General features: G+C 70.7%; 26 protein-coding genes and 1 pseudogene. 17 read left to right on the top strand and 10 right to left on the bottom strand.

What is annotated here, in order from left to right; all coding sequences use genetic code 11:
* Window positions 1–72: 72 nt before the first annotated feature.
* Window positions 73–546 carry a VTT domain-containing protein gene (locus HNR10_RS22220; protein ID WP_179826550.1) on the bottom strand — a complete coding sequence of 158 codons (474 nt, stop codon included), beginning with the start codon at window positions 544–546 and terminating at the stop codon, window positions 73–75.
* Window positions 543–1,640: a 23S rRNA (adenine(2503)-C(2))-methyltransferase RlmN gene (gene rlmN / locus HNR10_RS22215; RefSeq protein WP_179826548.1), complete on the bottom strand. Its 1,098-nt coding sequence runs from the start codon at window positions 1,638–1,640 to the stop codon at window positions 543–545. Before rlmN ends, HNR10_RS22220 begins: the two co-directional genes overlap by 4 nt.
* Window positions 1,641–1,815: 175 nt before the next feature.
* Here rlmN and HNR10_RS22210 point away from each other — a divergent pair, with 175 nt between their 5' ends.
* The gene (locus tag HNR10_RS22210) at window positions 1,816–2,901 is read left to right on the top strand and encodes a suppressor of fused domain protein (RefSeq protein WP_179826546.1); all 1,086 of its coding nucleotides are present in this window, start codon (window positions 1,816–1,818) and stop codon (window positions 2,899–2,901) included.
* Between the two features lie 18 nt (window positions 2,902–2,919).
* On the opposite strand, the gene HNR10_RS22205 is transcribed toward HNR10_RS22210, so the two are convergent.
* The gene (locus HNR10_RS22205) at window positions 2,920–3,417 is read right to left on the bottom strand and encodes a DUF3592 domain-containing protein (RefSeq protein ID WP_179826544.1); all 498 of its coding nucleotides are present in this window, start codon (window positions 3,415–3,417) and stop codon (window positions 2,920–2,922) included.
* A gap of 147 nt (window positions 3,418–3,564) precedes the next feature.
* On the opposite strand from HNR10_RS22205, the gene HNR10_RS22200 reads away from it, so the two are divergent.
* Window positions 3,565–4,812, top strand: coding sequence for an MFS transporter (locus HNR10_RS22200; RefSeq protein WP_312889377.1), 1,248 nt, complete (start codon window positions 3,565–3,567; stop codon window positions 4,810–4,812).
* Window positions 4,813–4,881: 69 nt separating this feature from the next.
* On the opposite strand, the gene HNR10_RS22195 is transcribed toward HNR10_RS22200, so the two are convergent.
* On the bottom strand, window positions 4,882–5,256 hold the full coding sequence (locus HNR10_RS22195) for a BlaI/MecI/CopY family transcriptional regulator (RefSeq protein ID WP_179826542.1): 375 nt from the start codon (window positions 5,254–5,256) through the stop codon (window positions 4,882–4,884).
* A gap of 628 nt (window positions 5,257–5,884) precedes the next feature.
* Between HNR10_RS22195 and HNR10_RS22190 the strand changes: the two genes are divergently transcribed.
* Together HNR10_RS22190 and HNR10_RS22185 are read left to right on the top strand one after the other, a co-directional pair.
* Window positions 5,885–9,511, top strand: coding sequence for a multifunctional oxoglutarate decarboxylase/oxoglutarate dehydrogenase thiamine pyrophosphate-binding subunit/dihydrolipoyllysine-residue succinyltransferase subunit (locus HNR10_RS22190; protein ID WP_179826540.1), 3,627 nt, complete (start codon window positions 5,885–5,887; stop codon window positions 9,509–9,511).
* Between the two features lie 3 nt (window positions 9,512–9,514).
* The gene (locus tag HNR10_RS22185) at window positions 9,515–9,694 is read left to right on the top strand and encodes a DUF6104 family protein (RefSeq protein ID WP_053615510.1); all 180 of its coding nucleotides are present in this window, start codon (window positions 9,515–9,517) and stop codon (window positions 9,692–9,694) included.
* Between the two features lie 68 nt (window positions 9,695–9,762).
* Here HNR10_RS22185 and HNR10_RS22180 read toward each other — a convergent pair whose 3' ends face one another.
* Window positions 9,763–10,311 (bottom strand): hypothetical protein, encoded by a 549-nt coding sequence (locus HNR10_RS22180; protein WP_179826539.1) that lies wholly within the window; start codon window positions 10,309–10,311, stop codon window positions 9,763–9,765.
* A gap of 67 nt (window positions 10,312–10,378) precedes the next feature.
* Window positions 10,379–10,660: a hypothetical protein gene (locus tag HNR10_RS22175; protein ID WP_179826537.1), complete on the bottom strand. Its 282-nt coding sequence runs from the start codon at window positions 10,658–10,660 to the stop codon at window positions 10,379–10,381.
* An 89-nt stretch (window positions 10,661–10,749) separates the two neighbouring features.
* Here HNR10_RS22175 and HNR10_RS22170 point away from each other — a divergent pair, with 89 nt between their 5' ends.
* The 4 genes from HNR10_RS22170 (at window position 10,750) to HNR10_RS22155 (ending at window position 13,787) form a co-directional block, all read left to right on the top strand.
* Entirely contained in the window at window positions 10,750–11,511 is a 762-nt protein-coding gene (locus HNR10_RS22170; RefSeq protein ID WP_179826535.1) for a helix-turn-helix domain-containing protein, read from the top strand.
* A complete protein-coding gene (locus HNR10_RS22165; RefSeq protein ID WP_179826533.1) occupies window positions 11,508–11,684 on the top strand; it encodes a DUF397 domain-containing protein in 177 nt (58 codons plus the stop codon). The genes HNR10_RS22170 and HNR10_RS22165 overlap by 4 nt, the downstream gene beginning before the upstream one ends.
* A 183-nt stretch (window positions 11,685–11,867) precedes the next feature.
* On the top strand, window positions 11,868–12,719 hold the full coding sequence (locus tag HNR10_RS22160; protein ID WP_179826531.1) for a DUF4097 family beta strand repeat-containing protein: 852 nt from the start codon (window positions 11,868–11,870) through the stop codon (window positions 12,717–12,719).
* A complete protein-coding gene (locus tag HNR10_RS22155) occupies window positions 12,720–13,787 on the top strand; it encodes a PadR family transcriptional regulator (protein ID WP_179826529.1) in 1,068 nt (355 codons plus the stop codon). It begins immediately after the preceding gene.
* Window positions 13,788–13,911: 124 nt separating this feature from the next.
* Here HNR10_RS22155 and HNR10_RS31800 read toward each other — a convergent pair.
* Window positions 13,912–14,100: pseudogene (locus tag HNR10_RS31800) on the bottom strand (RidA family protein); the annotation flags it as partial.
* Between the two features lie 106 nt (window positions 14,101–14,206).
* Window positions 14,207–15,409, bottom strand: a complete 1,203-nt coding sequence (locus tag HNR10_RS22145; protein WP_179826527.1) for an NAD(P)-dependent malic enzyme — start codon at window positions 15,407–15,409, stop codon at window positions 14,207–14,209.
* A 384-nt stretch (window positions 15,410–15,793) separates the two neighbouring features.
* Between HNR10_RS22145 and HNR10_RS22140 the strand changes: the two genes are divergently transcribed.
* From HNR10_RS22140 to HNR10_RS22110, 7 genes are all read left to right on the top strand, one after another.
* Window positions 15,794–16,717 (top strand): ABC transporter substrate-binding protein, encoded by a 924-nt coding sequence (locus HNR10_RS22140; protein WP_179826525.1) that lies wholly within the window; start codon window positions 15,794–15,796, stop codon window positions 16,715–16,717.
* A 36-nt stretch (window positions 16,718–16,753) separates the two neighbouring features.
* Window positions 16,754–17,713, top strand: a complete 960-nt coding sequence (locus HNR10_RS22135; protein WP_179826523.1) for an amino acid ABC transporter permease — start codon at window positions 16,754–16,756, stop codon at window positions 17,711–17,713.
* Window positions 17,713–18,528, top strand: coding sequence for an amino acid ABC transporter ATP-binding protein (locus HNR10_RS22130; RefSeq protein WP_246406361.1), 816 nt, complete (start codon window positions 17,713–17,715; stop codon window positions 18,526–18,528). Before HNR10_RS22135 ends, HNR10_RS22130 begins: the two co-directional genes overlap by 1 nt.
* A gap of 219 nt (window positions 18,529–18,747) precedes the next feature.
* Window positions 18,748–19,338, top strand: coding sequence for a class I SAM-dependent methyltransferase (locus HNR10_RS22125; protein ID WP_179826521.1), 591 nt, complete (start codon window positions 18,748–18,750; stop codon window positions 19,336–19,338).
* Window positions 19,339–19,396: 58 nt separating this feature from the next.
* The gene (locus HNR10_RS22120) at window positions 19,397–19,888 is read left to right on the top strand and encodes a GNAT family N-acetyltransferase (protein WP_179826519.1); all 492 of its coding nucleotides are present in this window, start codon (window positions 19,397–19,399) and stop codon (window positions 19,886–19,888) included.
* A gap of 124 nt (window positions 19,889–20,012) precedes the next feature.
* Window positions 20,013–20,438 carry an ATP-binding protein gene (locus HNR10_RS22115; RefSeq protein ID WP_179826517.1) on the top strand — a complete coding sequence of 142 codons (426 nt, stop codon included), beginning with the start codon at window positions 20,013–20,015 and terminating at the stop codon, window positions 20,436–20,438.
* 41 nt (window positions 20,439–20,479) lie between these two features.
* On the top strand, window positions 20,480–21,238 hold the full coding sequence (locus HNR10_RS22110) for an RNA polymerase sigma factor SigF (RefSeq protein ID WP_082376087.1): 759 nt from the start codon (window positions 20,480–20,482) through the stop codon (window positions 21,236–21,238).
* Between the two features lie 116 nt (window positions 21,239–21,354).
* On the opposite strand, the gene HNR10_RS22105 is transcribed toward HNR10_RS22110, so the two are convergent.
* Both HNR10_RS22105 and HNR10_RS22100 read right to left on the bottom strand, forming a co-directional pair.
* Window positions 21,355–22,767, bottom strand: coding sequence for an acyltransferase family protein (locus tag HNR10_RS22105; protein WP_179826515.1), 1,413 nt, complete (start codon window positions 22,765–22,767; stop codon window positions 21,355–21,357).
* Between the two features lie 136 nt (window positions 22,768–22,903).
* Window positions 22,904–23,293, bottom strand: coding sequence for a hypothetical protein (locus tag HNR10_RS22100; RefSeq protein WP_179826513.1), 390 nt, complete (start codon window positions 23,291–23,293; stop codon window positions 22,904–22,906).
* A gap of 100 nt (window positions 23,294–23,393) precedes the next feature.
* Between HNR10_RS22100 and HNR10_RS22095 the strand changes: the two genes are divergently transcribed.
* Both HNR10_RS22095 and HNR10_RS22090 read left to right on the top strand, forming a co-directional pair.
* Entirely contained in the window at window positions 23,394–24,326 is a 933-nt protein-coding gene (locus HNR10_RS22095) for a diacylglycerol/lipid kinase family protein (RefSeq protein ID WP_179826511.1), read from the top strand.
* A 366-nt stretch (window positions 24,327–24,692) separates the two neighbouring features.
* Window positions 24,693–24,944, top strand: coding sequence for a WhiB family transcriptional regulator (locus HNR10_RS22090; RefSeq protein WP_179826509.1), 252 nt, complete (start codon window positions 24,693–24,695; stop codon window positions 24,942–24,944).
* The last annotated feature ends 280 nt before the right edge of the window (window positions 24,945–25,224 follow it).

Here is a 25,224-nt window from a genome sequence, read left to right as displayed (position 1 = left end):
GCCCTCGGTCCGAGGCCTGGGGTGGAGTGTGCGGCACGCGTGCGCGCGTGGTGCGGCGGGACCGCGCGGTGCTCAGCCCGGGAGGTAGGACATGGCCCAGGCGGGCGCGTAGACCACGATGAGGAACCGGGCGGTGCGGGTGACGAAGGTGATGGCGGCGAACCGCCACACGCCGATGCGCACGACCCCGGCCAGCACCGAGATGATCAGGAAGGGCGGCACGCTCGCGAAGGAGCTGAGGGCGACCAGCCCCAGGCCCCACACCGGGCGCTCCTGCGCCTTCTCGCGCCAGCGCTCGGCGCGCGCGGCCCAGCGGCCCGGGGTGGCGGCCCTGCGGCGCAGCCAGGGCGCGGAGATCGTGCCGCGGCCCACGTAGTAGTACGGCAGCTTGCCCAGGGTCTGGCCCAGGCCCGCCGCGACGGCCATCGCCACCAGGGCGCCGTCGTCCACCGCGACGACGGCCCCCACGAGGTAGAGCTCGATGTTGAGGACCGGGACGAGGCCGGAGAGCAGGGCGACCAGGAAGGCCAGCCCGGTCTCGATCACCCCTCGGCCGCGGCCAGCTGGCCGCAGGCCCCGTCGATCTCCTGGCCCCGGGTGTCGCGGACCGTGACGGAGACCCCGTGGGACTGCAGCCGCCGGACGAACTCGCGCTCGTCCTCCGGGCGGGAGGCGGTCCACTTGGACCCCGGGGTGGGGTTGAGCGGGATGAGGTTGACGTGCACCAGGTGGCCCTTGAGCAGCTCGCCGAGGAGGTCGGCGCGCCAGGCCTGGTCGTTGATGTCCTTGATCAGCGCGTACTCGATGGACACGCGGCGCCCGGTGGTCCCGGCGTAGCGCCAGGCCGCGTCCAGGACCTCGTCCACCTTCCAGCGGGTGTTGATCGGCACCAGCTCGTCGCGCAGCTCGTCGTCGGGCGCGTGCAGCGAGATCGCCAGGCGCACCTGCATCTTCTCGTCGATGAGCTTGTTGATGGCGGGCACCAGGCCGACCGTGGACACGGTGACGCCGCGCTGGGAGATGCCCAGGCCGTCGGGCACCGGGTCGGTGATCCGCCGGACGGTCTGCAGGACCCGCTTGTAGTTGGCCATGGGCTCGCCCATGCCCATGAACACGATGTTGCTGATCCGGCCCGGTCCGCCGGCGACCTCGCCGCGGGCCAGGTCGCGGGCGCTGGCGACCACCTGGTCGACGATCTCGCCCGTGGACAGGTTGCGGGTGAGCCCCGCCTGGCCGGTGGCGCAGAACGGGCAGTTCATGCCGCAGCCCGCCTGTGAGGAGATGCACAGGGTGACGCGGTCCGGGTAGCGCATGAGCACCGACTCGAACATCACCCCGTCGAAGGCCTTCCACAGGGTCTTGCGGGTCATGCCGTTGTCGCAGGTGATGTGCCGGACCGGTGTGAGCAGGGTCGGCAGCAGCGCCTCGCCCAGCCGTTCCCGTGAGGCGGCGGGCAGGTCGGTCATCGCCTCGGTGTCCGACTCCAGACCGCCGAAGTAGTGCTTGGCCAGCTGCTTGGCGCGGAACGGCTTCTCGCCCAGGTCGGAGACGACCTCGGCACGCTCCTCGGGGCTGAGGTCGGCCAGGTGCTGGGGCGGCTTGGCGCGGCGGGGGGCGACAAAGGTGAGCTCGGCGGGCATAAGCATCCGTAACAAGTGGGTGGTCCATGCCCGGACTGGAACGGCGGTCGTTATACGACCTATACGCGGTCGCGGTGCGGCTCCGCCGGAGAGGGCACTACCTTCGATTCTACGTCCGGACGGACCGGACTGGTCCGCCGGCGGATGCGGCGACGATCGGCGTCTGGGAGGGCCGGTGACCGAAATCGACGTCCTGCTCGACGAGATCAGTCCCTATCAGAGCCGTCGCGTGGTCGTCGAGTGCGACTCCCACACCACGGCCGCCTACCTCCTGGACGCGCGCGGGCGCATCCGCGTCCCCGTCTGGCTGGCCAACCATGAGAGCGCTCCCCGTACCAGCGAGTCGAGCGGCCTCTACCAGGGCCAGGCCCCGCTCATGCCGGAGGCCTACACCAAGCACCCGCAGGGCCGCCCGAGGTTCGATCCCGCGTGCCTGCGCGCCGTGTGGTTCGAGGAGGGCGACGGCGTGGCCCTGGTCGACGAGGAGGGCCTCCTGGCGGTGATCCCCGGCTGGGCCGAGGCCGACAGCGGGCTGCCGGGATACGCCCGGGAGGCGATCGGCCGCAGCGCCTACGCCTGGGAGCTGGACTCGGTGCGCGGACAGCTGTGGCCCCGCGTCGTGCACGCCGAGGCCTACTGGGACTGGCGCCGTGCCTCCGGTGCCTGGCGCAGCGTCCAGCGCACGGTCCTGAGCCACCTGAACCGGCGGGTGGGCGAGGCCGGGCACTACTGGGACGTCTCCGACGGCCACCCCCCGCTGCTGCGGGTCTCGGAGCGCCCGCCCACGGCGGAGCGCCCGTTCACCGTGCTGTCCACCGTGGGGATGTGCGGGCAGCGGATGCCCACGCTGGACCGGTACATGGCCAACACCGCCCAGCACGCGCGGGTGGAGCTGGCGCTGGCCACGACGCTGCCCGCCCACCACGCGGCCCGGATCTTCCGGTGGATCGGCGCGTTCCCGTGGCGGGCGGTCACCTGGTTCGGGACGGGCCACACCGTCAAGTGGCTGGACAACCCCGAGGACCGGGCGATGCGCGGCGGCGCGGGCGCCGTCCTGCTGCTGGAGGACCCCGCCCCGCTGGTCACGCGGCCGGAGCACCAGCCGCCGGACACCTCCGGTCTGGCCTTCCAGGGCGACCCGGTGCGCTGGCTGTGGATCGTGCCGATCACCCGGCCCGAGCACCTGTTCGCCAAGGAGCACGACAGTGCCACGCTCGTCGACAAGCTCGCGGCGGAGGGCCGCAGCTGGGTCCTGGGCTGACCGGGCGGTCGCGCCCGCTCATCCGCGTGCGTCCACGGCGAACGCGTACACGGGCAGCACGTAGCAGAACCCGATGAGCACGGCTCCGGCCACGACCAGTGCGGTCGCGGCGGCGATCTGGGAGCGGGCCGTGACGATGTCGGCGTCCTCCGGGTCGGCCGGGTCGTAGGCGATCTCCACCCACTGCCCTCCGTGCAGCCCGTTGTGGCCGAGGGTGAGCCGCTGGCGCGCGGCCACCCGCACGCCGTCCGGGGTGTGGAAGGCGAACGGCGCCCGCGTCGGGCCCCCGCCCCGGAGGAGGCGCCGGGGCGCGAAGTCCGCGTCCACCCGGCCGGTCACCCGTGTGCCGGTGCGGCGCAGCCGGGCGATCCGCCACAGGTGCTTGACGCCGAGCCAGGCGACGAGCAGCGGGAGCAGCCACAGCAGGAGGAAGAGCAGGGCGTAGCCCGCCAGCTCGCCCAGGATCTCCTTCGGCACGCTCAGGCAGCCGCCGGGCCGCGCGTCCCTCTCGCCCATCGCCGTCCCCACCCCTTCGCTCCGCGGGTCGCGCAACAGCAAAGCACGGCCGCGCGCGGCGCGGACGGCCCCGGGGCGGGAAAACGCGTTGACGGCCGGTGCGGCGGCCGGGATCGTGTCCCCGTCTGCGGTCGGGCGACGGGAACGGTGACGGGGGCGGCGGTGGTGGTCGGGGAGGGTGTCGGCGGGGGCGGTGGTGTCCTGGCGCCGCTGCGGCACGGCGCGTTCCGCGCGCTGGCGGCGGGCCGGATCCTGATGTTCCTCGGCAGCGGGCTGGCGTCCGTGGCCCTGGCCTTCGCCGTGCTGGACGTGACCGGTTCACTGGCCGCCGTGGGCCTGGTCGTGGGCGCGCGGTCGGTCGCCAACATCGCCCTGCTGCTCCTGGGCGGGGTGATCGCCGACCGCGTCTCGCGCTCGCTCGTGCTGCGCGGCGGGTGCGCGGCCGCGGCCGCCTCCCAGGTCCTGCTGGCGCTGGCGCTGCTGAGCGGGTTCGCGACCCTGCCGCTGATGATGCTGCTGGCCGTGCTCAACGGTGCCGCGGGCGCGGTGAACCTGCCGGCCGCCTCGGCGCTGGTCCCCCAGACCGTGCCCCGGCCCCTGCTGCGCCCGGCCAACGCGGTGGTGCGCGTCGGCACGCACGGGGGCATGTTCGTGGGCATGTCGGCGGGCGGCGTCCTGGCGGGGGTCGCGGGTTCGGGGTGGGCGATCGCGGCCAGTGGCGCCCTGTTCGCCGCGGCCGGGCTGTCCTTCCTCGCGCTGCGGATACCGGCGACGGCCCCCGCGGGCGGCGGCGGGGACGTCCTGCGCGACCTGCGCGAGGGGTGGACGGAGTTCACCGCGCGGTCGTGGGTGTGGATCATCGTGCTGGCGTTCATGGTGGTCAACGCGTCGTGGTCGGCCACCACCGCCGTCCTGGGCCCGGCGATCGCCGACGGCTCCTTCGGCCGGACGGCGTGGGGTCTGCTGATGGCGGTCAACAGCGCGGGACTGCTGGTCGGCGGGGTGACGGCGGCACGCTGGCAGCCGCGGCGCGCGCTGCTGTTCGGCACGGGGCTGGTCCTGCTGCAGACCGTGCCCCTGTTCGCGCTGGCCGGCCCGTCGCCGCTGCCGCTGCTGTTCGCGGCGATGTTCCTGGCGGGCGTGGCCGTGGAGCAGTTCAGCGTGGCGTGGGAGGTGTCGGTCCAGGAGAACATCCCGGCGGAGAAGCTCTCGCGCGTGTACTCCTACGACGCCCTGGGGTCGTTCGTCGCGATGCCCGTGGGGCAGGTCGCGGTCGCCCCGCTGGCCGCGTCGGTGGGCCCGGGGACGGCGATCGTGCTGCTGGCGTGCCTGACGCTGACGGCGGTCCTGGCCGCGCTGTGCGCGCCGAGCGTGCGCGCGCTGCGGCGCCGGTGAGCCCCGCTGGGCCCAGGCGGACGGTCGCGTGCCCGCGAGCGCCGATCGGCGCTCCCGTGCCGGCGGGTGTCAGCCGGCGATCCCCCGCCCGACCCGCGCCTGGTCCAGCACGCGGTGGAAGCGGGCCACGTCCTCGTCGCTGAAGCGCTCCACGAAGCTGCGCAGCGTCGCGCCGGGATCGGGACCGGCGTTGAGCACCTCGTCCATCATCCGGGCGGTGTACTCGGCGTGGCTCTCCTTCGCCCAGTACACCCAGGCGCGGCCGGACTTCCTGCGGTCCACCAGACCCTTGTGGAAGAGGATGTTGGCGACGGTCATGACGGTCGTGTAGGCGATCTCGCGGTCGTAGACCATGGTCTCGCGCACGCGTCGGACCGGCAGCGGTGTCTCGGACCGCCACAGCGCGTCCATGATGGCCGCTTCGAGTTCCCCTAGCCCCCTCAAGGCGATGTCACTCCCCGTGTGTCCAGAGTTCGTATCGCGATCGTAGACACGGGAGGGCCTCATGTGTGGCAAAACCCGGGAGAGGACACAGATACGCCCGCCCGCGAGCGCCGGGACCGGCGATTCCGCACCGGCCGGGCCCGCGCGGAAGGGAAAGGGGTGTGGGCCGGAGGCCGGGCCCGGGCACCCTCCTTCCCCGCTGGAACCGGCGGAGGGGACCCGGCCGTCCTGCCCGGCCTCGCACACACGTTCCGACGCCACTCCGCCCCGACCGGTTCCACGTGTTCCGCGCCACACTCCGCGTGGCCAGGGGCGGCCATCTCTTTCACACGCCAGAACCCTCCAGAATCAGCACAAATGCGACACTATGGATACTCTGGGCAAGGGGATCCACACGCAGGGGCAACGAGTCTGTGAAAGATTGTTAGCTATCTCCTAGTTTCAACAACCCTCGTGTTCCCCCGCAGGAGGCCGGTACAAGTAGCCTTGTACCCGACGAGTGCTGGCCAGGTCAGATGCTCTCCACTGGCGTGGGGACGCTCCCGATTCTTCTTGAGCCCGCCTTGCCAGCAGCCACCCGTCTTCCTACACATTCACAAGCGAGCTGCGGAAGTGGGCGATCTCCGCCGTGTCGTCTGAGGCGTCTCAACCCCTGACAGATTTCGGCCCGAACGAGTGGTTGGTCGAGGACCTTTACCAGAAGTACCTCACCGACCCGAATTCGGTTGACAAGGCTTGGTGGAACTTCTTCGCGGACTACAAGCCCGCGGAAACGGCCAACGGAAGGGGTGGGGGCCCTGCGAAGGCGCAGGCCGAGAAGTCCCCCAAGGCCCCTGCCGCACCGGCACAGAAGAAGTCCGCCGCGGCCCCGGCACCCAAGAAGGACGAGTCTCTCGAGGTCAAGCAGGAGCGCCTGCGCGGAGCACCCGCGCGGACCGCGACCAACATGGAGTCGAGCCTGACCCTGCCGACCGCGACGAGCGTGCGCGCGGTGCCGGTGAAGCTGCTGTTCGACAACCGCATCGTCATCAACAACCATCTCCGGCGCGGGCGCGGTGGGAAGGTCTCCTTCACCCACCTCATCGGCTTTGCCATGGTCAAGGCCCTGAAGTCCATGCCCGAGATGAACCACTCCTACGTGGAGGTCGACGGCAAGCCCGGTGTCGCCAAGCCCGAACACGTGAACTTCGGCCTGGCGATCGACCTCCAGAAGCCCGACGGCTCCCGTCAGCTGGTCGTGCCCTCCATCAAGGGCTCCGACCAGATGGACTTCACGGAGTTCTGGAGCGGCTACGAGGACCTGGTCCGCAAGGCCCGCAACAACAAGCTGGGCGTGCCGGACTTCCAGGGCACCACGATCAGCCTGACCAACCCGGGCGGCATCGGCACCGTGCACTCCGTGCCGCGCCTGATGCCCGGACAGGGCACCATCCTGGGCGTGGGTGCCATGGAGTACCCGGCCGAGTTCCAGGGCGCCAGCCAGGACACCCTGGCCGACCTGGGCATCAGCAAGGTCATGACGCTGACGTCCACCTACGACCACCGCATCATCCAGGGCGCGCAGTCCGGTGAGTTCCTCAAGCGGATCCACCAGCTACTGCTCGGCGACGACGGTTTCTACGACGAGATCTTCCGTTCGCTGCGCATCCCCTACGAGCCGGTGCGCTGGGTCCAGGACATCCGCGTCAACACCGCGACCCAGCTCGACAAGACCACCCGGGTCCAGGAGCTGATCCACGCCTACCGCGTGCGCGGCCACCTGATGGCCGACACCAACCCGCTCGACCACGAGCAGCGCCGCCACCCCGACCTGGACGTGCTGGAGCACGGTCTCACCCTGTGGGACCTGGACCGCTCCTTCCCGACCGGCGGCTTCGGCGGCAAGCAGGTCATGAAGCTCCGGGACATCCTGGGCGTGCTGCGCGACACCTACTGCCGCACGGTGGGTATCGAGTACATGCACATCCAGAGCCCGGAGGAGCGGGAGTGGATCCAGGCGCACGTCGAGCGCGAGCACGAGAAGCTCGACCGCGACGAGCAGCTGCACATCCTGCACCGGCTCAACAGCGCCGAGGCCTTCGAGACCTTCCTGCAGACCAAGTACGTGGGTCAGAAGCGCTTCTCGCTGGAGGGCGGCGAGTCCCTGATCCCGCTGCTGGACGGTGTGATCTCCCGGGCCGCCAAGTCCGGGCTGGACGAGGCCGTCATCGGTATGGCCCACCGCGGCCGGCTCAACGTGCTGGCCAACATCTGCGGCAAGTCCTACGGGCAGATCTTCGGTGAGTTCGAGGGCAACCTCGACCCCCGCAGCGCGCACGGCTCCGGTGACGTCAAGTACCACCTGGGCACCGAGGGCACGTTCGAGTCGCACGACGGCGACCAGATCCAGATCTCGCTGGCCGCCAACCCGTCCCACCTGGAGACGGTCGACCCGGTCGCCGAGGGCATCGTCCGCGCCAAGCAGGACCTGCTCAACAAGGGCCCGCACGGCTTCACGGTCCTGCCGATCCTGATCCACGGCGACGCGGCCTTCGCCGGCCAGGGCGTGGTCGCGGAGACACTGAACCTGTCCCAGCTGCGCGGCTACCGCACCGGCGGCACGGTGCACGTCATCGTCAACAACCAGGTGGGCTTCACCACCTCGCCGTCCGACAGCCGGTCCAGCGTGTACGCCACCGACGTCGCGCGGATGGTGCAGGCGCCGATCTTCCACGTCAACGGGGACGACCCCGAGGCCGTGGTCCGGGTCGCGCACCTGGCCTTCGCCTACCGTCAGGCGTTCAACAAGGACGTCGTCATCGACATGGTCTGCTACCGGCGCCGCGGTCACAACGAGGGCGATAACCCCGCGTTCACCCAGCCGCTGATGTACGACGTCATCGACGCCAAGCGCTCCACCCGCAAGCTGTTCACCGAGGCCCTCATCGGCCGCGGCGACATCACGGTGGAGGAGGCCGAGTCGGCACTGCGCGACTACCAGAGCGAACTGGAACGCGCCTTCACCGAGACCCGCGAGGTCGAGAAGCGGCCGATCGAGGCCGGCTCCGTCATCAAGCCGGAGGTGTTCACCGAGGGCCGTCTGGACCACTCCAAGGTCGAGACCGCCATCAGCACAGAGACGGTCAAGCGGGTCATCGACACCCAGGTGTCGCTGCCGGAGGGCTTCAAGCCGCACCCGCGGCTGGCGCCGCAGATCTCCCGGCGGGCGCAGACCGTCCAGGACGACGCCATCGACTGGGCGACCGGTGAGCTGCTGGCCTTCGGGTCGCTGCTGCTCGACGACCACCCCGTGCGGCTGATCGGCCAGGACAGCCGCCGCGGAACGTTCGGCCAGCGGCACGCCACGCTCATGGACCGCGAGACCGGCGAGACGCACACGCCGCTCAAGCAGTTCGACTCGGGCACCACCCGGTTCCACGTGCACGACTCCCTGCTGAGCGAGTACGCGGCGCTGGGCTTCGAGTACGGCTACTCGCTGACCCGCCCCGAGGCGCTGGTCATGTGGGAGGCGCAGTTCGGTGACTTCGTCAACGGCGCGCAGACCATCATCGACGAGTACATCAGCGCGGGCGAGCAGAAGTGGGGCCAGCGCTCCAGCGTGACCCTCCTGCTGCCGCACGGCTACGAGGGCCAGGGTCCGGACCACTCGTCCGCCCGCATCGAGCGGTTCCTGCAGCAGTGCGCGCAGGAGAACATGACCGTCGCGATGCCGACCACCCCGGCGAGCTACTTCCACCTGCTGCGCTGGCAGGCGAAGTCGCCGCTGGAGCGTCCGCTGATCGTGTTCACGCCGAAGAAGCTGCTGCGTCTGAAGGCGGCCACCTCGGCGGCCGAGGACTTCACGACGGGCTACTTCCAGCCGCTGATCACGGACGACTCGATCGCGCCGGAGAAGGTCCGCCGCGTGGTGCTGTGCTCGGGCAAGATCTACTACGACCTGGACGAGGCGCGCCGCAACAGCGGTGACAAGCACACCGCCATCATCCGGGCGGAGCGGCTCTACCCGCTGCCGATCGAGGAGATCCGCGAGCAGCTCAAGGCCTTCCCGAACGCGGGCGAGGTCCTGTGGGTGCAGGAGGAGCCGGCGAACATGGGCCCGTGGCCGTTCGTCGCGCTGGTCTTCTCCGAGCAGCTCGACCGTCCGTTCACCCGGATCTCGCGTCCGGCCGGTTCCGCGCCCGCGGCCGGTTCGGCCAAGCGCCACGAGGCCGAGCAGCGCGCCCTGGTGGACACGGTCTTCCCGCCGGCGGACTAGCCGATGTACTACACCGATCGCGGAATCGAGGAGCTGGAGAAGCGCCGCGGCGACGAGGAGGTCAGCTTCGGCTGGCTGGCCGAGCAGCTGCGGACCTTCACCGACGTGCACCCCGAGTTCGAGACGCCCGTCGACCGGCTGGCCACCTGGCTGGCACGGCTGGACGACGAGGACGAGGAGTAGGCGGCACCTGACGGAAGGGGCCCGGATCGCATCCGCGATCCGGGCCCCTTCCGCGTGCGCGGAGTGGGTCAGGCGGTGGCGCGGAACCACTCCCGGCTGGCCCGGGTGGTCAGCAGCGCGAGGAAGAGCCCCGGCATGACGAGAACGCCCAAGACCGCGCTCACGAGGAATTCGATTCCTCCCGTCACCGTGATGAGGGCGGCGAGCATCAGGGACGTGACCACGTCGACCCCGAGCGCACCGTACGCCCACCGACGTGCGGTCGGGCCTCCCTTGCCGAGCCGAACCGCCGCGCCGGCGTATCCCACTGTCGTGAGGAGCCCGGTGATCGGCAGGAACACGTGTTCGTAGAGGAGCAGCCCTTCGGTCGGATCCACACCGGCCGGAGTCGGCGCGAGAAACACACCGATGGCGGCGAGCGCGAGCAGCCCGAGGCAGAGGATGCCATAGGCGATCCACAAGCCGAAGAAGACGCGGAGGACTCTCAGTGCTCCGGGCATGCGCCGGGGCCGGTCGTCCGGCACGCCGATCTGGATCGGCTCCTGCGAGTAGGAGGCGGGCTCTGGGGGATGCACGGGGGATCTCCTGACTGTTTTGTCTGGATTGACGAACAGCATCCCATTGAACCGCAGGTCAGGGAGGCCCCGTGCCACCGGGCCGAGCCGGGAACGGTTCTCGTGGGCGCTACGTCGAGATCGTGCGTCCGGCGCGCTGCCGGATGAGTTCGTTCACGCACTCCCCGGGACGGGTGACGGGCACCCGCACCCGGGCGGTCGTGACGCCCAGGAAGGTGTACTGGTCGTTCTCGACCCGCACGGCCGCCTGGCCGAGATAGGGGTCGCAGCACAGCGTGGGGGTGAGGTCGCCCCGGTGCATGGTCTGGGCGAGCTTGCTGCCCAGCTGTCGGTCGGCCAGCGCCCGCTGGAGGTCACGGAGGTAGGTGACGCGAGGGTCGTCGAGTTCCATGCTTCGACCCTCGTCACTTCCGGTCCACTTCCACAGCGTTCTGCACGATTCCCGCCACATCCCGTCGTCACTCCCGGTAATCTCCCCGCATGCCTCCCAACGTCTTCACAGCAGAGCTGATCCGCTCCCGGAAGGCTCTCGGAATGACCCAGACCCAGCTGGCCAGGTCCGCGAACATCTCCCTCTCCTCCCTGAACCGGTGGGAACAAGGTGGTTCGCTCCCTAGGAGAGAGAACGCGGAGCGGCTTGATCACGAGCTGCGGACCGAAGGGCGTCTGCTCGCCCGATTCGACGAGGCGAAGGACGGGTTCACCGTCCCACCCTGGGCGCGTGACCTGGTCTCCATCGAGACTGCGGCCAGAACGGTTCACGTGGTGGCGCTCGCTCTGGTTCCCGGGTATCTCCAGTCGCCCCTGTACGCGTCGATGCTGTTCCGTGCCTCCCGGCCTTGGGCTCCCGACGCGGAGATCGGGCGGCTGGTGCGTCTGCGCTGTCAGCGGTTGGAGCAGCTCCCCGACCTCCGAGTGACGGCGGTGTTCCCGGTATCCGCGATCGACTCGCTTCCCCCCGAGATCCGCACGGAGCAGGTGGCCGCGCTTCAGCGCTGGGTCTCGACCGGCCGGGTCACCTTGCACCTGGTCCCCCACGAGTCGCTCCTGTTGGTGCCCACCGCTCCCGTGATGGTCTTCCAACTTGAGAACGGCGAACAGGTGATCTCGTCCGACCACGCGACCGGTAGCGTGGTGGCGGAAACGTCGATGCACCCCCGGTTGACCTCCATGGTGTCGACCGCCCTGGCGGCTGCCCTCCCCTCCCGCATGTCCCTTGAAGTGTTGGAAGGTCTTACGTGAACCACGAATGGCGCACCAGTAGTTACAGCCCCAACGGGAGCGACTGCGTCGAGGCTCGCCACGTGACGCGGGTCGCCGAGGTCCGAGACTCCAAGAATCCCGCCGACGCGACCCTCGCGGTACCGACCGCCGAGTGGACCGCTCTGCTCGCCGGGGTGCGGTCCCCGGCGTAGGTGCCCCCAGAACCCTCAGAACCACGACGGACCCCCGGACGACCGCGTCCGGGGGTTCGTCGCGTCCGACTCCGGGGTAACCCCGATCCGTCCCTGAAACACCCCCCGAAAGCCGCGACATATCTTGAGTTACCCACACTCGCGACATATCGTGAAGACATCGAGCGAGCGAAAGGGTGCACGATGGCACGTTGGACCATCGACCAGCCGATGACACAGACCCTGGACGGCATCGTCGCGCTGCGCGTCCGGATCATCGGCGGTCACGTCAACATCCTCCCCACCGACGACCCGGTCACCTTCGAGGTGACCGACATCGTCGGCGAGCCCGTCCTGGTCACCCAGGAGGCGGGCATCCTCACCATCCACTACGAGGACCTCACCGGCCACGGCCTGCTGGAGCGGCTTCGGCCCATCCAGCTCAACAGCTACAAGACCATGGGCGGCCGGAAGGCCACCGTGAACCTGCGCATCCCGGCGGACTGCCCCGTCGAGGTCTCCACGGTCAGCGCGCCCGTGGTGGCCGCCGGGCTCAGCTCCCGCACGAGCATCAAGACCGCGTCCGGCGAGATCACCCTGGACGACGTGTCCGGCGAGACCGAGGTGACCACGGCCTCCAGCAACACGTCCGTGCGTGGACCGCGGGGCAGCCTGAGCTTCAACAGCGTCAGCGGCCAGCTCGCCGTGGCGGGGGGCCGGCTGTCCGACTTCAACGCCAAGACCGCCTCCGGGCAGGTCCTGGCCGACACCGACCTCGCCCCGTCCGGGCGGGTCCGCCTCCACTCGGTCTCCGGCGAGATCGCCCTGCGGGTGCCCGCCGAGACCTCCGCGACCGTGGAGATGCGCTCGGTCAAGGGCAAGCTGGAGTCCGACTACGGCCTGGACCGGCGCACCGCGCCCGCACGCAGCATCCTCAGCGGGAAGATCGGTGTCGGCGTCGACCCCGCGACCATCACGACCACCACCGTGTCCGCCCGTACCGCGCTGCTGCGCCGCGCACCCGAGGCGCCCGCGGCGATCCCCGAGGGAGCCTGAATGAGCACCATCTTCGGCCACGGCAGACTCCGGCTGTACCTGCTCAAGATGCTGGACGAGAGCCCGCGCCACGGCTACGAGATCATCAGCCTGCTGCGCGACCGCTTCCTGGGCGTGTACTCGCCCTCCCCAGGCACCATCTACCCCCGGCTGGCCCGGCTGGAGGAGGAGGGGCTGGTCACCCACACCGAGGAGGGCGGCCGCAAGGTCTACAGCCTCACCGACAAGGGGCGCGCCGAACTGCGTGAGCGCAGCGGCGACCTGGACGACCTGGAGCGCGAGATCACCGACTCCGTGCGCGACATCGCGCGCGCGGTCAAGCAGGACGTGCGCGCCACGATCAGTTCACTGCGCGAGGAGCTGAAGTTCGCCGCCGGCGGCGTGCGCCGCCCCGCGTCCGACTCCGAGCCCGCCGACCGGGAGCCTGGCCAGGAGCGCCCGCAGGAGGAGAAGGCAGCGGCCGACGCCTCCGGCTCCTCCCAGCAGGCCGGTGAGGCGGGCGAGGACACGTCCGAGCGCGGCAAGGACGGCGAGCGGAGCCGCTGCGGCCCCGAGGGCAGCCCGTGGGCCCGCGAGTGGGAGCGCTTCGCCCAGGGCTTCGGGGCGTTCGGCGCCGTGTGGGGCCGGGGCGACTCCGAGCGCCAGGGCGCCCCGGAGTTCGACCAGGCCCTCCGCGACTTCAGCGAGCGCGTCCGCGACGTGACCCGCGAGGCGGGCCACGTCGGCGAGGCCGCCGCGCGCGACCTGCGCCGCATCCTCGACGACACCATCGAGGTGATCCGCAAGGACATGCGCCACTGGGGTCCGCCCCGCGAGGGCGCGAAGGAGGACTCCGGCGCCGCCCCGGACGAGGCACCGTCCACGTCCGCCACCGAGACGCCCGAGCCCGAGGCACCCGCGCCCGAGGCCGAGCCGAGGGCCGACGCGTCGTCGGACTCCGGTACCGGGGACCAGGGCACCGAGGCCCCGGAGGCCACGCCGATGCCGCCGTCGAGCGGGTCCGGTGACCCGTGGAGCGAGGCGGTCGACGACCCCTCGCGGCCCGGCGAGGACAGGAAGGACACGTAGGTCCACACACGGACAGGCCCGGAGGTGTCGCGGGGGCGCGCACTCCGGGCCTCTCCGTGCGCCCGCAGGCGGCCGCCCGGCCCACCCCCTCCCCCAGAGACGACGTCTTCTCAGGGCTCCAGTCGACGACGTAGACGGTCCGTTTCGCGACGTCATCGAAGGATCCGCCGACCTCGGCCAGGGCGGTGGCCACATTGAGATAGCACTGTTCGACCTGGGCGGCGAGGTCGCCCGCGCCCACGGGCCGACCATCGGCGTCACGGGCGACCTGTCCCGCGAGGAACACCAGCCGCGATCCGGTCGCGATCGACAGCTGCCGGTAGGCCTCGGGTTTGGGCAGTCCTTCGGCTCTTGAGGGACGGAAAGCGGGCCCGGCGCGTGTCGCGCCGGGCCCGCCTCATACAGGGGTCGGTGCCGGGTCAGCGGCGGGCGACGCCGTCCTTGCGGGCCTGCTCGGCGATCGCGGCGGCGACCGCCGGGGCCACCCGCTCGTCGAAGGGGCTCGGGATGACGTAGTCGGCGCTCAGGTCCTCACCCACGAGGTCGGCCAGCGCGGTGGCGGCGGCCAGCTTCATGTTCTCGGTGATATCCGTGGCCCCCGCGTCGAAGGCGCCCCGGAAGACGCCGGGGAAGGCCAGCACGTTGTTGATCTGGTTCGGGAAGTCGCTGCGCCCGGTGGCGACGACGCTCGCGTACTTGCGGGCGACGTCGGGGTGCACCTCCGGGTTGGGGTTGGCCATCGCGAAGATGATCGCGTTGTCGGCCATGGTCGCCACGACCGTCTCGGGCACCTCGCCCGCCGACAGGCCGATGAACACGTCGGCGCCGACCAGCGCGCTCTCGATGGAACCGCGCACCCCGGCCCTGTTGCTGATGTCGGCCAGCTCCTGCTTGACCGGCGTGAGGCCCTCGCGGCCCTGGTAGATCATGCCCTTGGAGTCGGCCACGGCGATGTCGCCGATGCCGCCGTCGAGCAGCATCTTGGTGACGGCGACGCCCGCGGCGCCTGCACCGGACACCACGGCGCGCAGGTCGCCCAGGGTGCGCCCGGTCAGGCGCGCGGCGTTGTGCAGGGCGGCGACCGTCACGATCGCGGTGCCGTGCTGGTCGTCGTGGAAGACGGGGATGTCCAGGCGCTCGCGCAGCTTGCGCTCGATCTCGAAGCAGCGCGGCGCGGCGATGTCCTCCAGGTTGATGCCGCCGAAGGACGGGGCCATCCGGACGACGGTCTCGACGATGTCGTCGACGTCGGTGCAGGCCAGCGCGATGGGCACGGAGTCGACGCCGCCGAACTGCTTGAACAGCAGCGACTTGCCCTCCATGACCGGGAGCGAGGCCTCGGGGCCGATGTCCCCCAGGCCGAGCACGGCGGTGCCGTCGGTGACGACGGCGACCAGGTTGCTCTTCCACGTGTGGGTCTCGACGAGCTCGGGGGTCTCGGCGATGGCGTCGCACACGCGGGCGACGCCCGGTGTGTAGGCCAGGGCCAGGCCCGCGTGGTCGCTGACGTCGACGGTCGAGGTCACCTGCAGCTTGCCGCCCCGGTGCAGGGCGAAGGCGGGATCCTCATCCAGATGGGCGTGGGCGTTCTGGGTACGCGAAGTACGCGAATCGGTGGTCACTACTCAAACCCCTCGGTCTGCGTGTACGCCCGCGTCGGCCATGACGGGGCGGACTGAACGATGGAGCGGGTCGCGCGCGATGACGTGTGGGTGCTAGGGGAGCCCTCCCCGGCGCCGGTCGGCCATGACCGGATGTGTCACCGGAGGGGGACAGTCTTCGCCTGACTCTTATGCGAGTGCTGCGCGGCCGCCTCTCACGGGGATGACCCGTTACGCAATCCTCTCACAACGGTGACCCGAGGAGCATCGCGGGTCGGGACGATGTGATGTCACCGGTACAAGATGCTTTGACACATAATGTCCTGAACGGTGCTGATGATCGACATGCGGCCTGTCTGCCGACTGTTCATCGGGCACGCCGTGAGCTAGAAGGAGACCCTCACCATGGCCACGCACAAGCCACTGTCGCATCGCACGTCCCTCGCGGCCCTGGCGGCCGCCGGCGTGCTCACCCTGTCCGCCTGTGGCGGCGGCGGGGAGGACGACACCGCCGCCGAGACCCCCGAGGCCCCCGAGGTCTCCGCCGACGAGGAGCTCGCGGCCATGGTGCCCGACGACATCCGCGAGGCCGGCACCGTCAGCATCGGCGTGGAGTCGGCGTACGCGCCCGGCGAGTTCCTCGACGAGGACGGCGAGACCGTCCTGGGCTTCAACGTCGACCTGCTCGACGCCGCCCTGGCCAAGCTGGACCTGGAGTCGGAATGGGTCTCGGCCAACTTCGACTCCATCATCATCGGTGTCGACTCCGGCACCTACGACCTCGGCTCCTCCTCCTTCACCATCACGCAGGAGCGCATGGAGGCCGTGAACATGGTCTCCTACTTCTCCTCCGGCACCCAGTGGTTCGTCCCGGCGGGCAACCCCGAGGGCGTCGACCCGGACAACGCCTGCGGGCTGCGGGTGGCCGTGCAGTCGGACACCACCCACGACGCCGACGCCGAGGCCCGCAGCGACGCCTGCGTCGAGGCGGGTGAGGACCCCATCACGATCGAGAAGTTCCAGAGCCAGCCCCAGGCCACCGAGACCATCGTCTCCGGGCTGAACGACGCCTCCCTCGCCGACATGCCGACCGCCGCCTACGCCCTGGACCAGACCGGCGAGGGCGTCCTGGAGTTCGTCGGGGAGCAGTACGACGCGGCGCCGTACGGCATCGTCACGCACAAGGACGACACGGAGATGGCCGAGGCCCTGGCCGCGGCGTTCGACTCCATCATCGAGGACGGCACCTACCAGGAGATCCTGGACGAGTGGGGCATCAGCGGCGGCGCGATCGAGGGCGCCGAGGTCAACCCCTCCGTCGAGGAGTAGTCGAGCCGGAACCACCACGAGCGAAGGTCTGACCCCTTGTCATCACCGAAGGAGCCGTCGAGCGGCCCGGGAACGGCCACCCCGTCCCCGGGCCGGTCGGCCGATCCCATCACCGCCGTCCCCGTCCGCTACCCCGAGCGGTGGGTGGCCGCCGGGGTCATCCTGGTCCTCGCGGCCATGTTCGTGCACATGCTGTTCACGAACGACGCGTTCAACTGGCCGTACATGTGGGACAACATGTTCGCGCCGCCCGTCGTGCGCGGCGTGTGGATCACCCTCAGCGCGACCATCCTGTCCATGGTCATCGGCGTCGTCCTGGGCGTGCTCCTGGCCGTCATGCGGCTGTCGGGCAACCCCGTCCTGGTGACGGTCTCCTGGATGTACACCTGGTTCTTCCGCGGTGTGCCCCGCCTCGTGCTGGCGGTGCTCTTCGGCAACCTGGCCATCCTGTACTCGACCGTCGCCATCGGCCTGCCCTTCGACAACTACTGGATGCCGTGGCTCGGCCTGGAGGGCGACGCCCGCTTCTTCGAGATCGACGCCCGCACCCTCCTGAGCGGCTACACCGCGGGCCTGCTCGCGCTGTCGCTGTCCGAGGGCGCCTACATGGCGGAGATCATCCGCGCCGGCCTGCAGTCGGTGGACAAGGGCCAGACCGAGGCCGCCCAGGCCCTGGGCATGAGCCGGACCAAGGTCCTGAGCCGGATCACCCTCCCCCAGGCGATGCGCGTGGTCATCCCGCCGACGGGCAACGAGACCATCGCGATGCTCAAGGACACCGCCCTGCTGGCCTACGTCCCGGTGACGATCGAGCTGTTCTACCAGCTCCAGGCGATCGGCACGCGCAGCTACCAGATCTTCCCGATGCTGGTCGCGGCCTGCCTGTGGTACCTGGCGATCACCAGCGTCCTGATGGTCGGCCAGTACTTCATCGAACGCCGGTTCAACCGGAGCGAACGCGGAGTCCGGGACCGCATCGTCGGAGGTACGCACTGATGTCACAGACCAACGATCCGGTCCTGGAGACTGACGAGGGCACCGCGCTGCCCGCCGACGCCCTCGTCGTCGCCGAGGACGTGCACAAGAGCTTCGGGCGGCTGGAGGTCCTCAAGGGGATCGACCTGGAGGTCAAGCGCGGCGAGGTCATGTGCATCGTCGGCCCCTCCGGGTCGGGCAAGTCCACGTTCCTGCGCTGCGTCAACCACCTGGAGAAGCTGACCTCCGGGCGGCTGTGGGTCAACGGCGAGCTGATGGGGTACCGGCAGAAGCGCGGACGGCTGTACGAGCTGCGCGACACCGAGATCGCCCTCCAGCGCAGCGACATCGGCATGGTGTTCCAGCGCTTCAACCTGTTCCCGCACCTGACCGTGCTCGGCAACGTCATCGAGGCGCCCGTGCAGGTCAAGCGGAAGCCCAGGGCCGAGGCCACCGCCATGGCCAGGGAGCTGCTCGAACGGGTGGGCCTGCCGGACAAGGCCGACGCCTACCCCGAACAGCTCTCCGGCGGCCAGCAGCAGCGCGTGGCGATCGCCCGCGCGCTGGCCATGGAGCCGTCGCTGATGCTCTTCGACGAGCCCACCAGCGCCCTGGACCCCGAGCTGGTCGGGGAGGTCCTGGACGTCATGCGCGACCTCGCCGAGGGCGGCATGACGATGGTGGTCGTCACCCACGAGATGGGCTTCGCCCGCGAGGTCGGCGACTCCCTGGTGTTCATGGACGACGGCATGGTCGTGGAGACCGGCGCGCCGGCCGAGGTGCTGGGCGACCCGAAGCACGAGCGCACCCGGGCGTTCCTGTCCAAGGTCCTCTGAGGACGCACGGACCGCTCACGCGAGCAGGGGCCCCGCGACTCCCTCCGGAGCGCGGGGCCCGACGTGTCGGTCCGGGCGGTCGTCGGTCCGGGCGGGCTTCGCTCCGGGGGGCTTCGGGGGGCTCCGTCGTGGCGCGTTCCGGCCAACACGCGCGGTCCCCTTGACCACGTGTCCCGGCGGTACCAGAGTCGGACCGTGGGCCCGCCTCAGGGAGTGACGATGGACGCGCGAACCGAAGAGACACGCAGGCTGTGGGACCGGCGGGCGGCGGCGCTCGACCGCTGGGGCAGGACCGAGCGCGTGGCGCTCCGGAGCAGCCGCGAGCTGCTCTGCTCGGGCGCCCGGGGACGCACCCTCGAAGTGGCGGTCGGCACCGGGCGCAACCTGCGGTTCTACCCGCCGGGCGTGGAGCTGACCGGGATCGACCTGAGCCCGGAGATGCTGGCCAGGGCCCGGCGGCGGGCCGAGGAGCTCAGCCGCCACGTCACCCTGGTGGAGGCCGACGCCCGGAACCTGCCCTTCGGCGACGGCTCCTTCGACACCGTGCTGTGCACCCTGTCGATGTGCGCGATCCCCGACCAGGACCGCGCCCTCGCCGAGATGTACCGGGTGCTGGTCCCGGGCGGCCGGCTGCTCATGGTCGACCACATCGAGTACACCCGGCGCCCGCTGCGATGGATCGAGCGGCGGCGCGAGCACCCCCGGGGACTGCCCCGGGACCTGGCCCTGGCGGCCGGCTTCGCGGTCGGCCACCACGACCGCCTGTTCTTCGGGCTGGTCGAGCGGATGGTCGCCCACCGGCCCGCCTGAACCGGGCCGGGACCGCGCATATCCTGGGGTCGACCGCTCCCGCGACCGAGGTGATCCGATGATCCGTCCTGCCCGTCCCGACGACGTCCCCGCCATCTTCCGCATGATCGGGGACCTGGCGGAGTACGAGAAGGAGCCCGAGTCGGTCACCGCCACCGAGGACGACATCCGCGCGGCCCTGTTCGGCCCCGAGCCGGCCGCGTTCTGCCACGTCGCGGAGCACACCGGCGAGGACGGCTCCGTCGAACACGCCGGGTTCGCGCTGTGGTTCCACACCTTCTCCACGTGGACCGGCAAGCGCGGCATCCACTTGGAGGACCTGTTCGTCCACCCGCACCTGCGCGGCCACGGCTACGGCCTGGCGCTGCTCAGGGAGCTCGCGGCGCTGTGCGTCGAACGCGGCTACACCCGGTTGGAGTGGGCGGTTCTCGACTGGAACGAGCCCGCGATCAGGTTCTACGACTCGCTGGGCTCCTCCTCGTTGGACGAGTGGACGGACCGTCGCCTGGACGGGGCCGCACTCGCCGCGCTGGGCGCCGGAACGGGTTGAGGGGCTCCGTCCGTCTCGTCCGGTCGGGGATGATGTGGACACGATCTCGTCTCCCTGCGTCGGCGCGGGGGTGAAACGAGATACATTGCAGTCAAGCGGCAACCTCGCCCCCCGAAGGAGGGACGTGACCGAAGAAACCGCTGTGCCCACGGCCGACGCCATCGGCGTCCGGGACGCTGTCACCGTCAACATGCCCGCGGACAGCGCGTATCTGTCCGTGCTGCGGACGGCGACGGCGGGACTGGCCGCACGCCTCGACTTCACCCTCGACGAGATCGAGGACCTGAGGATCGGGGTCGACGAGGCGTGCGCGATGCTCCTCGCCCAGGCGCTGCCCGGCACAGATCTGACCACGGAATTTGAACTCACCCCTGAGGGGATGCGCATCTCCGTCTCGGTCCACACCGCTGACGGACGCCTTCCCGCCCGCGACACCTTCGCCTGGACCGTCCTGTCCGCACTCGCGGGAGACGTCGACGCGGGGGTCGGTCCGGACGACAGCGTCTACATCGTCCTGTACAAGCGCCGCGGCACCCTGGAGTCGGCGTGAGCGAAAGGGGGCCCGCTCTGACAGCGAAGACCGAGCACGCGGTGCCCGACCGGGCCCGCGCGAGACAGTTGTTCGAGCGCCTGAACGAACTCGATGCCGACTCGGCCGAACGGCGCCGGATCCGTGACGAGCTCGTCGAACTCCACCTGCCCTTGGTGGAGTATCTGGCCCGCAGGTTCCGCAACCGCGGCGAGTGGCTGGACGACCTCACCCAGGTGGCGACGATCGGGCTGATCAAGTCCATCGACCGCTTCGACCTGGAACGCGGCGTCGAGTTCTCCACGTATGCCACCCCGACGATCGTCGGGGAGATCAAGCGCCACTTCCGGGACAAGGGCTGGGCGGTGCGGGTGCCCCGCCGCCTCCAGGAGCTCAAGCTCTCGCTCACCAAGGCGGTGAGCGACCTGTCCCAGCGGGAGGGCCGCTCCCCCACGGTGGCGGAGCTGGCCGCCCACCTGCAGATGACCGAGGAGGAGGTGCTGGAGGGCCTGGAGTCCGCCAACGCCTACTCGACGGTCTCACTGGACGCGCCCGACAGCGGGGACGAGGACGCGCCCGCGGTCGCCGACTCGCTCGGCATCGTGGACGAGTCCCTGGAGGGCGTGGAGTACCGGGAGTCGCTGAAACCGCTCCTGGAACAGCTGCCACCGAGGGAGAAGCGCATCCTGTTGCTGCGCTTCTTCGGCAACATGACGCAGTCACAGATCGCCCAGGAGCTGGGGATCTCCCAGATGCACGTCTCACGTCTGCTGGCCCGCACCCTGGCGCAGCTGCGCCAGGCGCTGACCACGGACGACTGAGCGGTGCCCCGGACCGCCACGGTCCGGGGCACCCCGCACGGCCACGTCAGCGGCGCCGGCCGCCGACGCGCGTTCGGCGCGGCCGCGACCGGGACCCACGACCCGCCGTCGCGGTCCTACTCCTCGCGCCCCGTGCCGCCCGGGCCGTCACGGGCCCTGGCCCGCCGCGCCAGACGCAGCGTGCTCGCGCCCACCGCGTACACGAGGCAGGCCGCGGTGGGCAGCGTGCCGATCCCGTGGTGGCCCGGACCGGCCAGCGCGATCCACACCAGGCCGCCGATCACCATCGGCGACGCCGCCAGGACCAGCAGGTTCGCCACGGCCCTGCCCGCCGGAACACCGCGCAGGGCGCCCGCCCGCCAACCCGCGCTGGAAGCCGTCGTCCGCGCCTCGACGCCGCCGAACACGGCCACCAGGACCAGCAGCACCGGCAGCACGGCGAGCAGCCACGGGATCCGCATCAGCACCCACGCCGCCGAGTCCACCGGCGGTTGCGGGAACAGGCCCGTGCCGTACACCAGCGCCCCGGTGAGCACCGCCGCCGTCATGTGCCAGAGGAACAGTGTCAGGACGACCGCGTTCACCGCGATGACCGCCGTCCACGGACCGCGCCGGCGCAGCGCCCGCCGGACCGGAGCCGCCACCGCGACGACCAGCGCCGCCTGCGTCAGGCCGAGGACGAGCAGGGCGAACGTCGGAGGCGAGGTGTTGCCCAGGTCGGCCCCGGGCACGTCCACCATGCTCGCGGGGTAGGGGCCGACGGCGGTCAGCAGCACGAGGGCGCCGACACCGCCGGCCGCCAGGGCCGCCGGTACGCCCGGCCGTGCCTCCGTCCAGCGGTCACGCCACACGAAGCCCAGCTGGTGCAGGGCCAGCCACACCAGGAGGTGGTTCGCCTGGCCCACGAGCGGGAGGCCCGCGCCCAGCCGCAGCCCGTCGAGCGCGAGGACGGCGAGGACGAGCACCGCGGGCACCGTGAGGCCGTGGCGGCGGTGCAGGTGGTCCATCGCCGGGGCGCACAGGACCACGCCCAGGTAGGCGGCGAGGAACCACAGCGGGATGGAGGCCGCCCACACGCCCAGTCCCAGCGGCTCCGGCGGCACACCCAGGAGTCGGGCGGCGAGCGCGGTCGTCCACAGCACCGCCAGGAACGCGGTCGTGGGGCGCAGCAGCCGGTCGGTCCGGCCGAGGAACCAGCCGGGGCCGTCACCGCCCCTGCGCCGGTGCGCGTCCATGGAGGCGGCGTTGGCGTATCCGCCGACGAGAAAGAACACCGGCATGACCTGGAAGAACCAGGTGAGCGACTGCGCCCAGTCCAGGTGGGCGAGGGCGTTGTCGCCGCGCACGCCGCCGTCGTCGGCGACGATCACGGCGGCCAGCCAGTGCCCGAGGACCACGAGCGAGATGGCGACGGCCCTGAGGAAGTCGATGTAGCGGTCCCGGTGCGCGGGGGTCGCCGCGGCCGCCCTCCTCAGATACCGGAGGGGGCCGTGGGCCCCGGTCCTCCCCCGCTCGTGCTCTTCCCCCACTGGTCCGCCGTCTCCCCGCGCCCGTGTGGCGGCGCAGGCGAGCGGTCCGCGGATGCCGTCCGCGCCCCGTTGCCGACACCATGCCCGTCCAGCGTGCTGGTACGCACGCGGGGCGGCGCGGGGTCGGCCGCTGGGGCTACCTCTCCGACTCGTCGGGGAACAGCGCCGCGGTCGTCGGCGGTGAGAGCACCGCCGCGGACGCGGCCACCGCGACCACGGCCAGGACCGCGCCGAGGACGTACTGCTCGCTGGTGAACATGTAGTACGCCACCACCGCGAGGAAGATCTGGGTGACGAAGACGGGCGTACGGGCCCAGTCGCGCATCTGCCAGAGCGCGCGGGCGACGTGGACGAGCAGCGCGCCGACCCCCAGGCCCAGGACGGCCAGCGGAATCGCCGACGTCACGTCGGCGGCGTCGCCGGAGACCGCGGTGACGAAGCTGTAGAGGCCGCCGACTCCGGCGGCGAGCCCGATCAGGGCCTCCAGCGCGGCGGCGATGACGATGGTGACGGGACGCGAGGACACCCATCGAGACTAGGGCATCCTCCCCGCCGGCCCGCGCCGCCCCGGCCCGCCCGCGCGGCTCTCCCGCGCGCGCCGCCCCCGGGAGACCTACACTGATCGAGTGCGCGCCCTATTCATCGTGAACCCCCAGGCGACCACGACCACCTCGCGCACCCGTGAGGTGATCCTGGGCGCCCTGGCGTCCGAAATGGACGTCACCGTCGCCGAGACCCGTTACCGGGACCACGCCGGGGAACTCGCCCGCGACGCCGCCGCCAACGGCTTCGAGCTGGTGCTCAGCCTGGGCGGCGACGGAACGGTCAACGAGGTCGTCAACGGGCTGCTGTCGGCCCCGGACGGGCTCAAACGGCCGCGGTACGCGGTCATCCCCGGCGGCAGCGCCAATGTCTTCATCCGCTCCCTGGGCGTGCCCGGCGACCCGGTCGAGGCCACGGGGGTGATCCTGGAGGCCGTCCGCGAGGGACGCGAGCGGGAGATCAACCTGGGGCGGATCACCAGCGACCGGGACGACCGCTATTTCACGTTCAGCGCGGGGTTCGGATGGGACGCCGACGTCGTCCAACAGGTGGAGCACGAGCGCTCGAACGGGCGCAGGGCCACTCCGGCCCTGTACGCGGAAGTGGCCGTGAAGCTCTTCTTCCAAGGGGATATCCAGGATCCGTCACTCACCGTGGCCACGCCCGGAAGGACCCAGGACGGCGTGTATTTCGCCCTCGTCACGAACACCACCCCGTGGACGTATGCGGGGGCCCTGCCACTCCAGCCGACGCCGTCCTCACGTTTCGAGCTGGGGCTGGACGCTTTCGCTCTGACCCAGTCGTCGCACGCCCTGACGGGCTGGATTCTGTCCCAGATGTTCTTCCCGAAAGGGCTTCCCGCACGGGGCGACGGCTACCTGACCTGGCACGACCAGCAGACGATCACCATCACGTCGAGCCACCCGAGAGCATTCCAAATCGACGGTGAATACCTTGGAGACCGCGAGCAGGTCAACTTCCATTCGATATCGAAGGCATTACGAATCGTGTGCTAATTGGATCCTCGCGCCCTTTCGGGGAGGGCATGCGCGGAGGTCAGAGGCTGTGTGACGCACCTGACACGCCGATTGGGACCTTTGACCTCGGGAAGCCTTGCACGCGCCGAACAAGCCTGTCACGCTCAAGATATCGCCGCGGGTTACGGGCGAGTTAATTGGGGCGCTTCCCATGTGGCCATGGGGTGAAAGCTGGACCTCACTGGCTGCGACTCGCTCCGGTGGAACCCATCCACCGGGCGCTCCACGCACGATACGCGGACACATTCGTACAGGCATACGCACCGCAAGCGTAGAACCAGGTTACGCACACGGTCGTGAAAAGCTTCACAAAACCCGATCGCCTCACCGTGAGGAGTGGACCGCATGGACTGGCGCCATGACGCAGCCTGCCGTGACGAAGACCCCGAGCTCTTCTTCCCCATCGGCAACTTCGGCCCCGCACTGATCCAGATCGAGGAAGCCAAGGCGGTCTGCAACAGCTGCCCCGTCAGCGCCGCGTGCCTGCGCTGGGCACTCGACAGCGGCCAGGACGGCGGAGTCTGGGGCGGAACCAGCGAGGACGAGCGCCGTCGCATCCGCAAGCGCGAGAGCGCACGGCGGCCCGTCTTTTCTTAGTTTTTCTGGGGCCTCCGCTCGTGCCTCGCTTTGGCCCCGTGCTCGGGGCGCTGGAGGCCAGTGTTCTTCGGCCTCGGTCGTGCCGGCACTCGCAAGCTCGGTTCAGCTACGCCCTCGGCCTGCAGAACACTGGCGCGCCCCTCGCGACACCCCCTATGGCCCTCATCGATGAACGGCCTACCTCCACCCCCGGTGGCCCCCAGGGCTGCGACCGACCGCCACCCCCGCGTCGGTCGCAGGCGTCCAGGTGACCGCTCGACCCCCGATGGACCCCTGGACG

The sequence above is a fragment of the Nocardiopsis aegyptia genome (genome assembly GCF_013410755.1).
In the GTDB taxonomy this organism is placed as follows: Bacteria; Actinomycetota; Actinomycetes; order Streptosporangiales; family Streptosporangiaceae; genus Nocardiopsis; species Nocardiopsis aegyptia.
The sequence above is the reverse complement of the archived record's forward strand: the minus strand, read 5'-3'. Positions and strand labels throughout refer to the sequence as shown.

Coding starts and splice junctions, on each gene's coding strand:
- rlmN (WP_179826548.1), bottom strand. CDS start 1,640: ATGCCCGCCGAGCTCACCTTTGTCGCCCCCCGCCGCGCCAAGCCGCCC.
- HNR10_RS22205 (WP_179826544.1), bottom strand. CDS start 3,417: ATGGGCGAGAGGGACGCGCGGCCCGGCGGCTGCCTGAGCGTGCCGAAG.
- HNR10_RS22185 (WP_053615510.1), top strand. CDS start 9,515: ATGTACTACACCGATCGCGGAATCGAGGAGCTGGAGAAGCGCCGCGGC.
- HNR10_RS22180 (WP_179826539.1), bottom strand. CDS start 10,311: ATGCTGTTCGTCAATCCAGACAAAACAGTCAGGAGATCCCCCGTGCAT.
- HNR10_RS22175 (WP_179826537.1), bottom strand. CDS start 10,660: ATGGAACTCGACGACCCTCGCGTCACCTACCTCCGTGACCTCCAGCGG.
- HNR10_RS22170 (WP_179826535.1), top strand. CDS start 10,750: ATGCCTCCCAACGTCTTCACAGCAGAGCTGATCCGCTCCCGGAAGGCT.
- HNR10_RS22160 (WP_179826531.1), top strand. CDS start 11,868: ATGGCACGTTGGACCATCGACCAGCCGATGACACAGACCCTGGACGGC.
- HNR10_RS22155 (WP_179826529.1), top strand. CDS start 12,720: ATGAGCACCATCTTCGGCCACGGCAGACTCCGGCTGTACCTGCTCAAG.
- HNR10_RS22140 (WP_179826525.1), top strand. CDS start 15,794: ATGGCCACGCACAAGCCACTGTCGCATCGCACGTCCCTCGCGGCCCTG.
- HNR10_RS22130 (WP_246406361.1), top strand. CDS start 17,713: ATGTCACAGACCAACGATCCGGTCCTGGAGACTGACGAGGGCACCGCG.
- HNR10_RS22125 (WP_179826521.1), top strand. CDS start 18,748: ATGGACGCGCGAACCGAAGAGACACGCAGGCTGTGGGACCGGCGGGCG.
- HNR10_RS22120 (WP_179826519.1), top strand. CDS start 19,397: ATGATCCGTCCTGCCCGTCCCGACGACGTCCCCGCCATCTTCCGCATG.
- HNR10_RS22090 (WP_179826509.1), top strand. CDS start 24,693: ATGGACTGGCGCCATGACGCAGCCTGCCGTGACGAAGACCCCGAGCTC.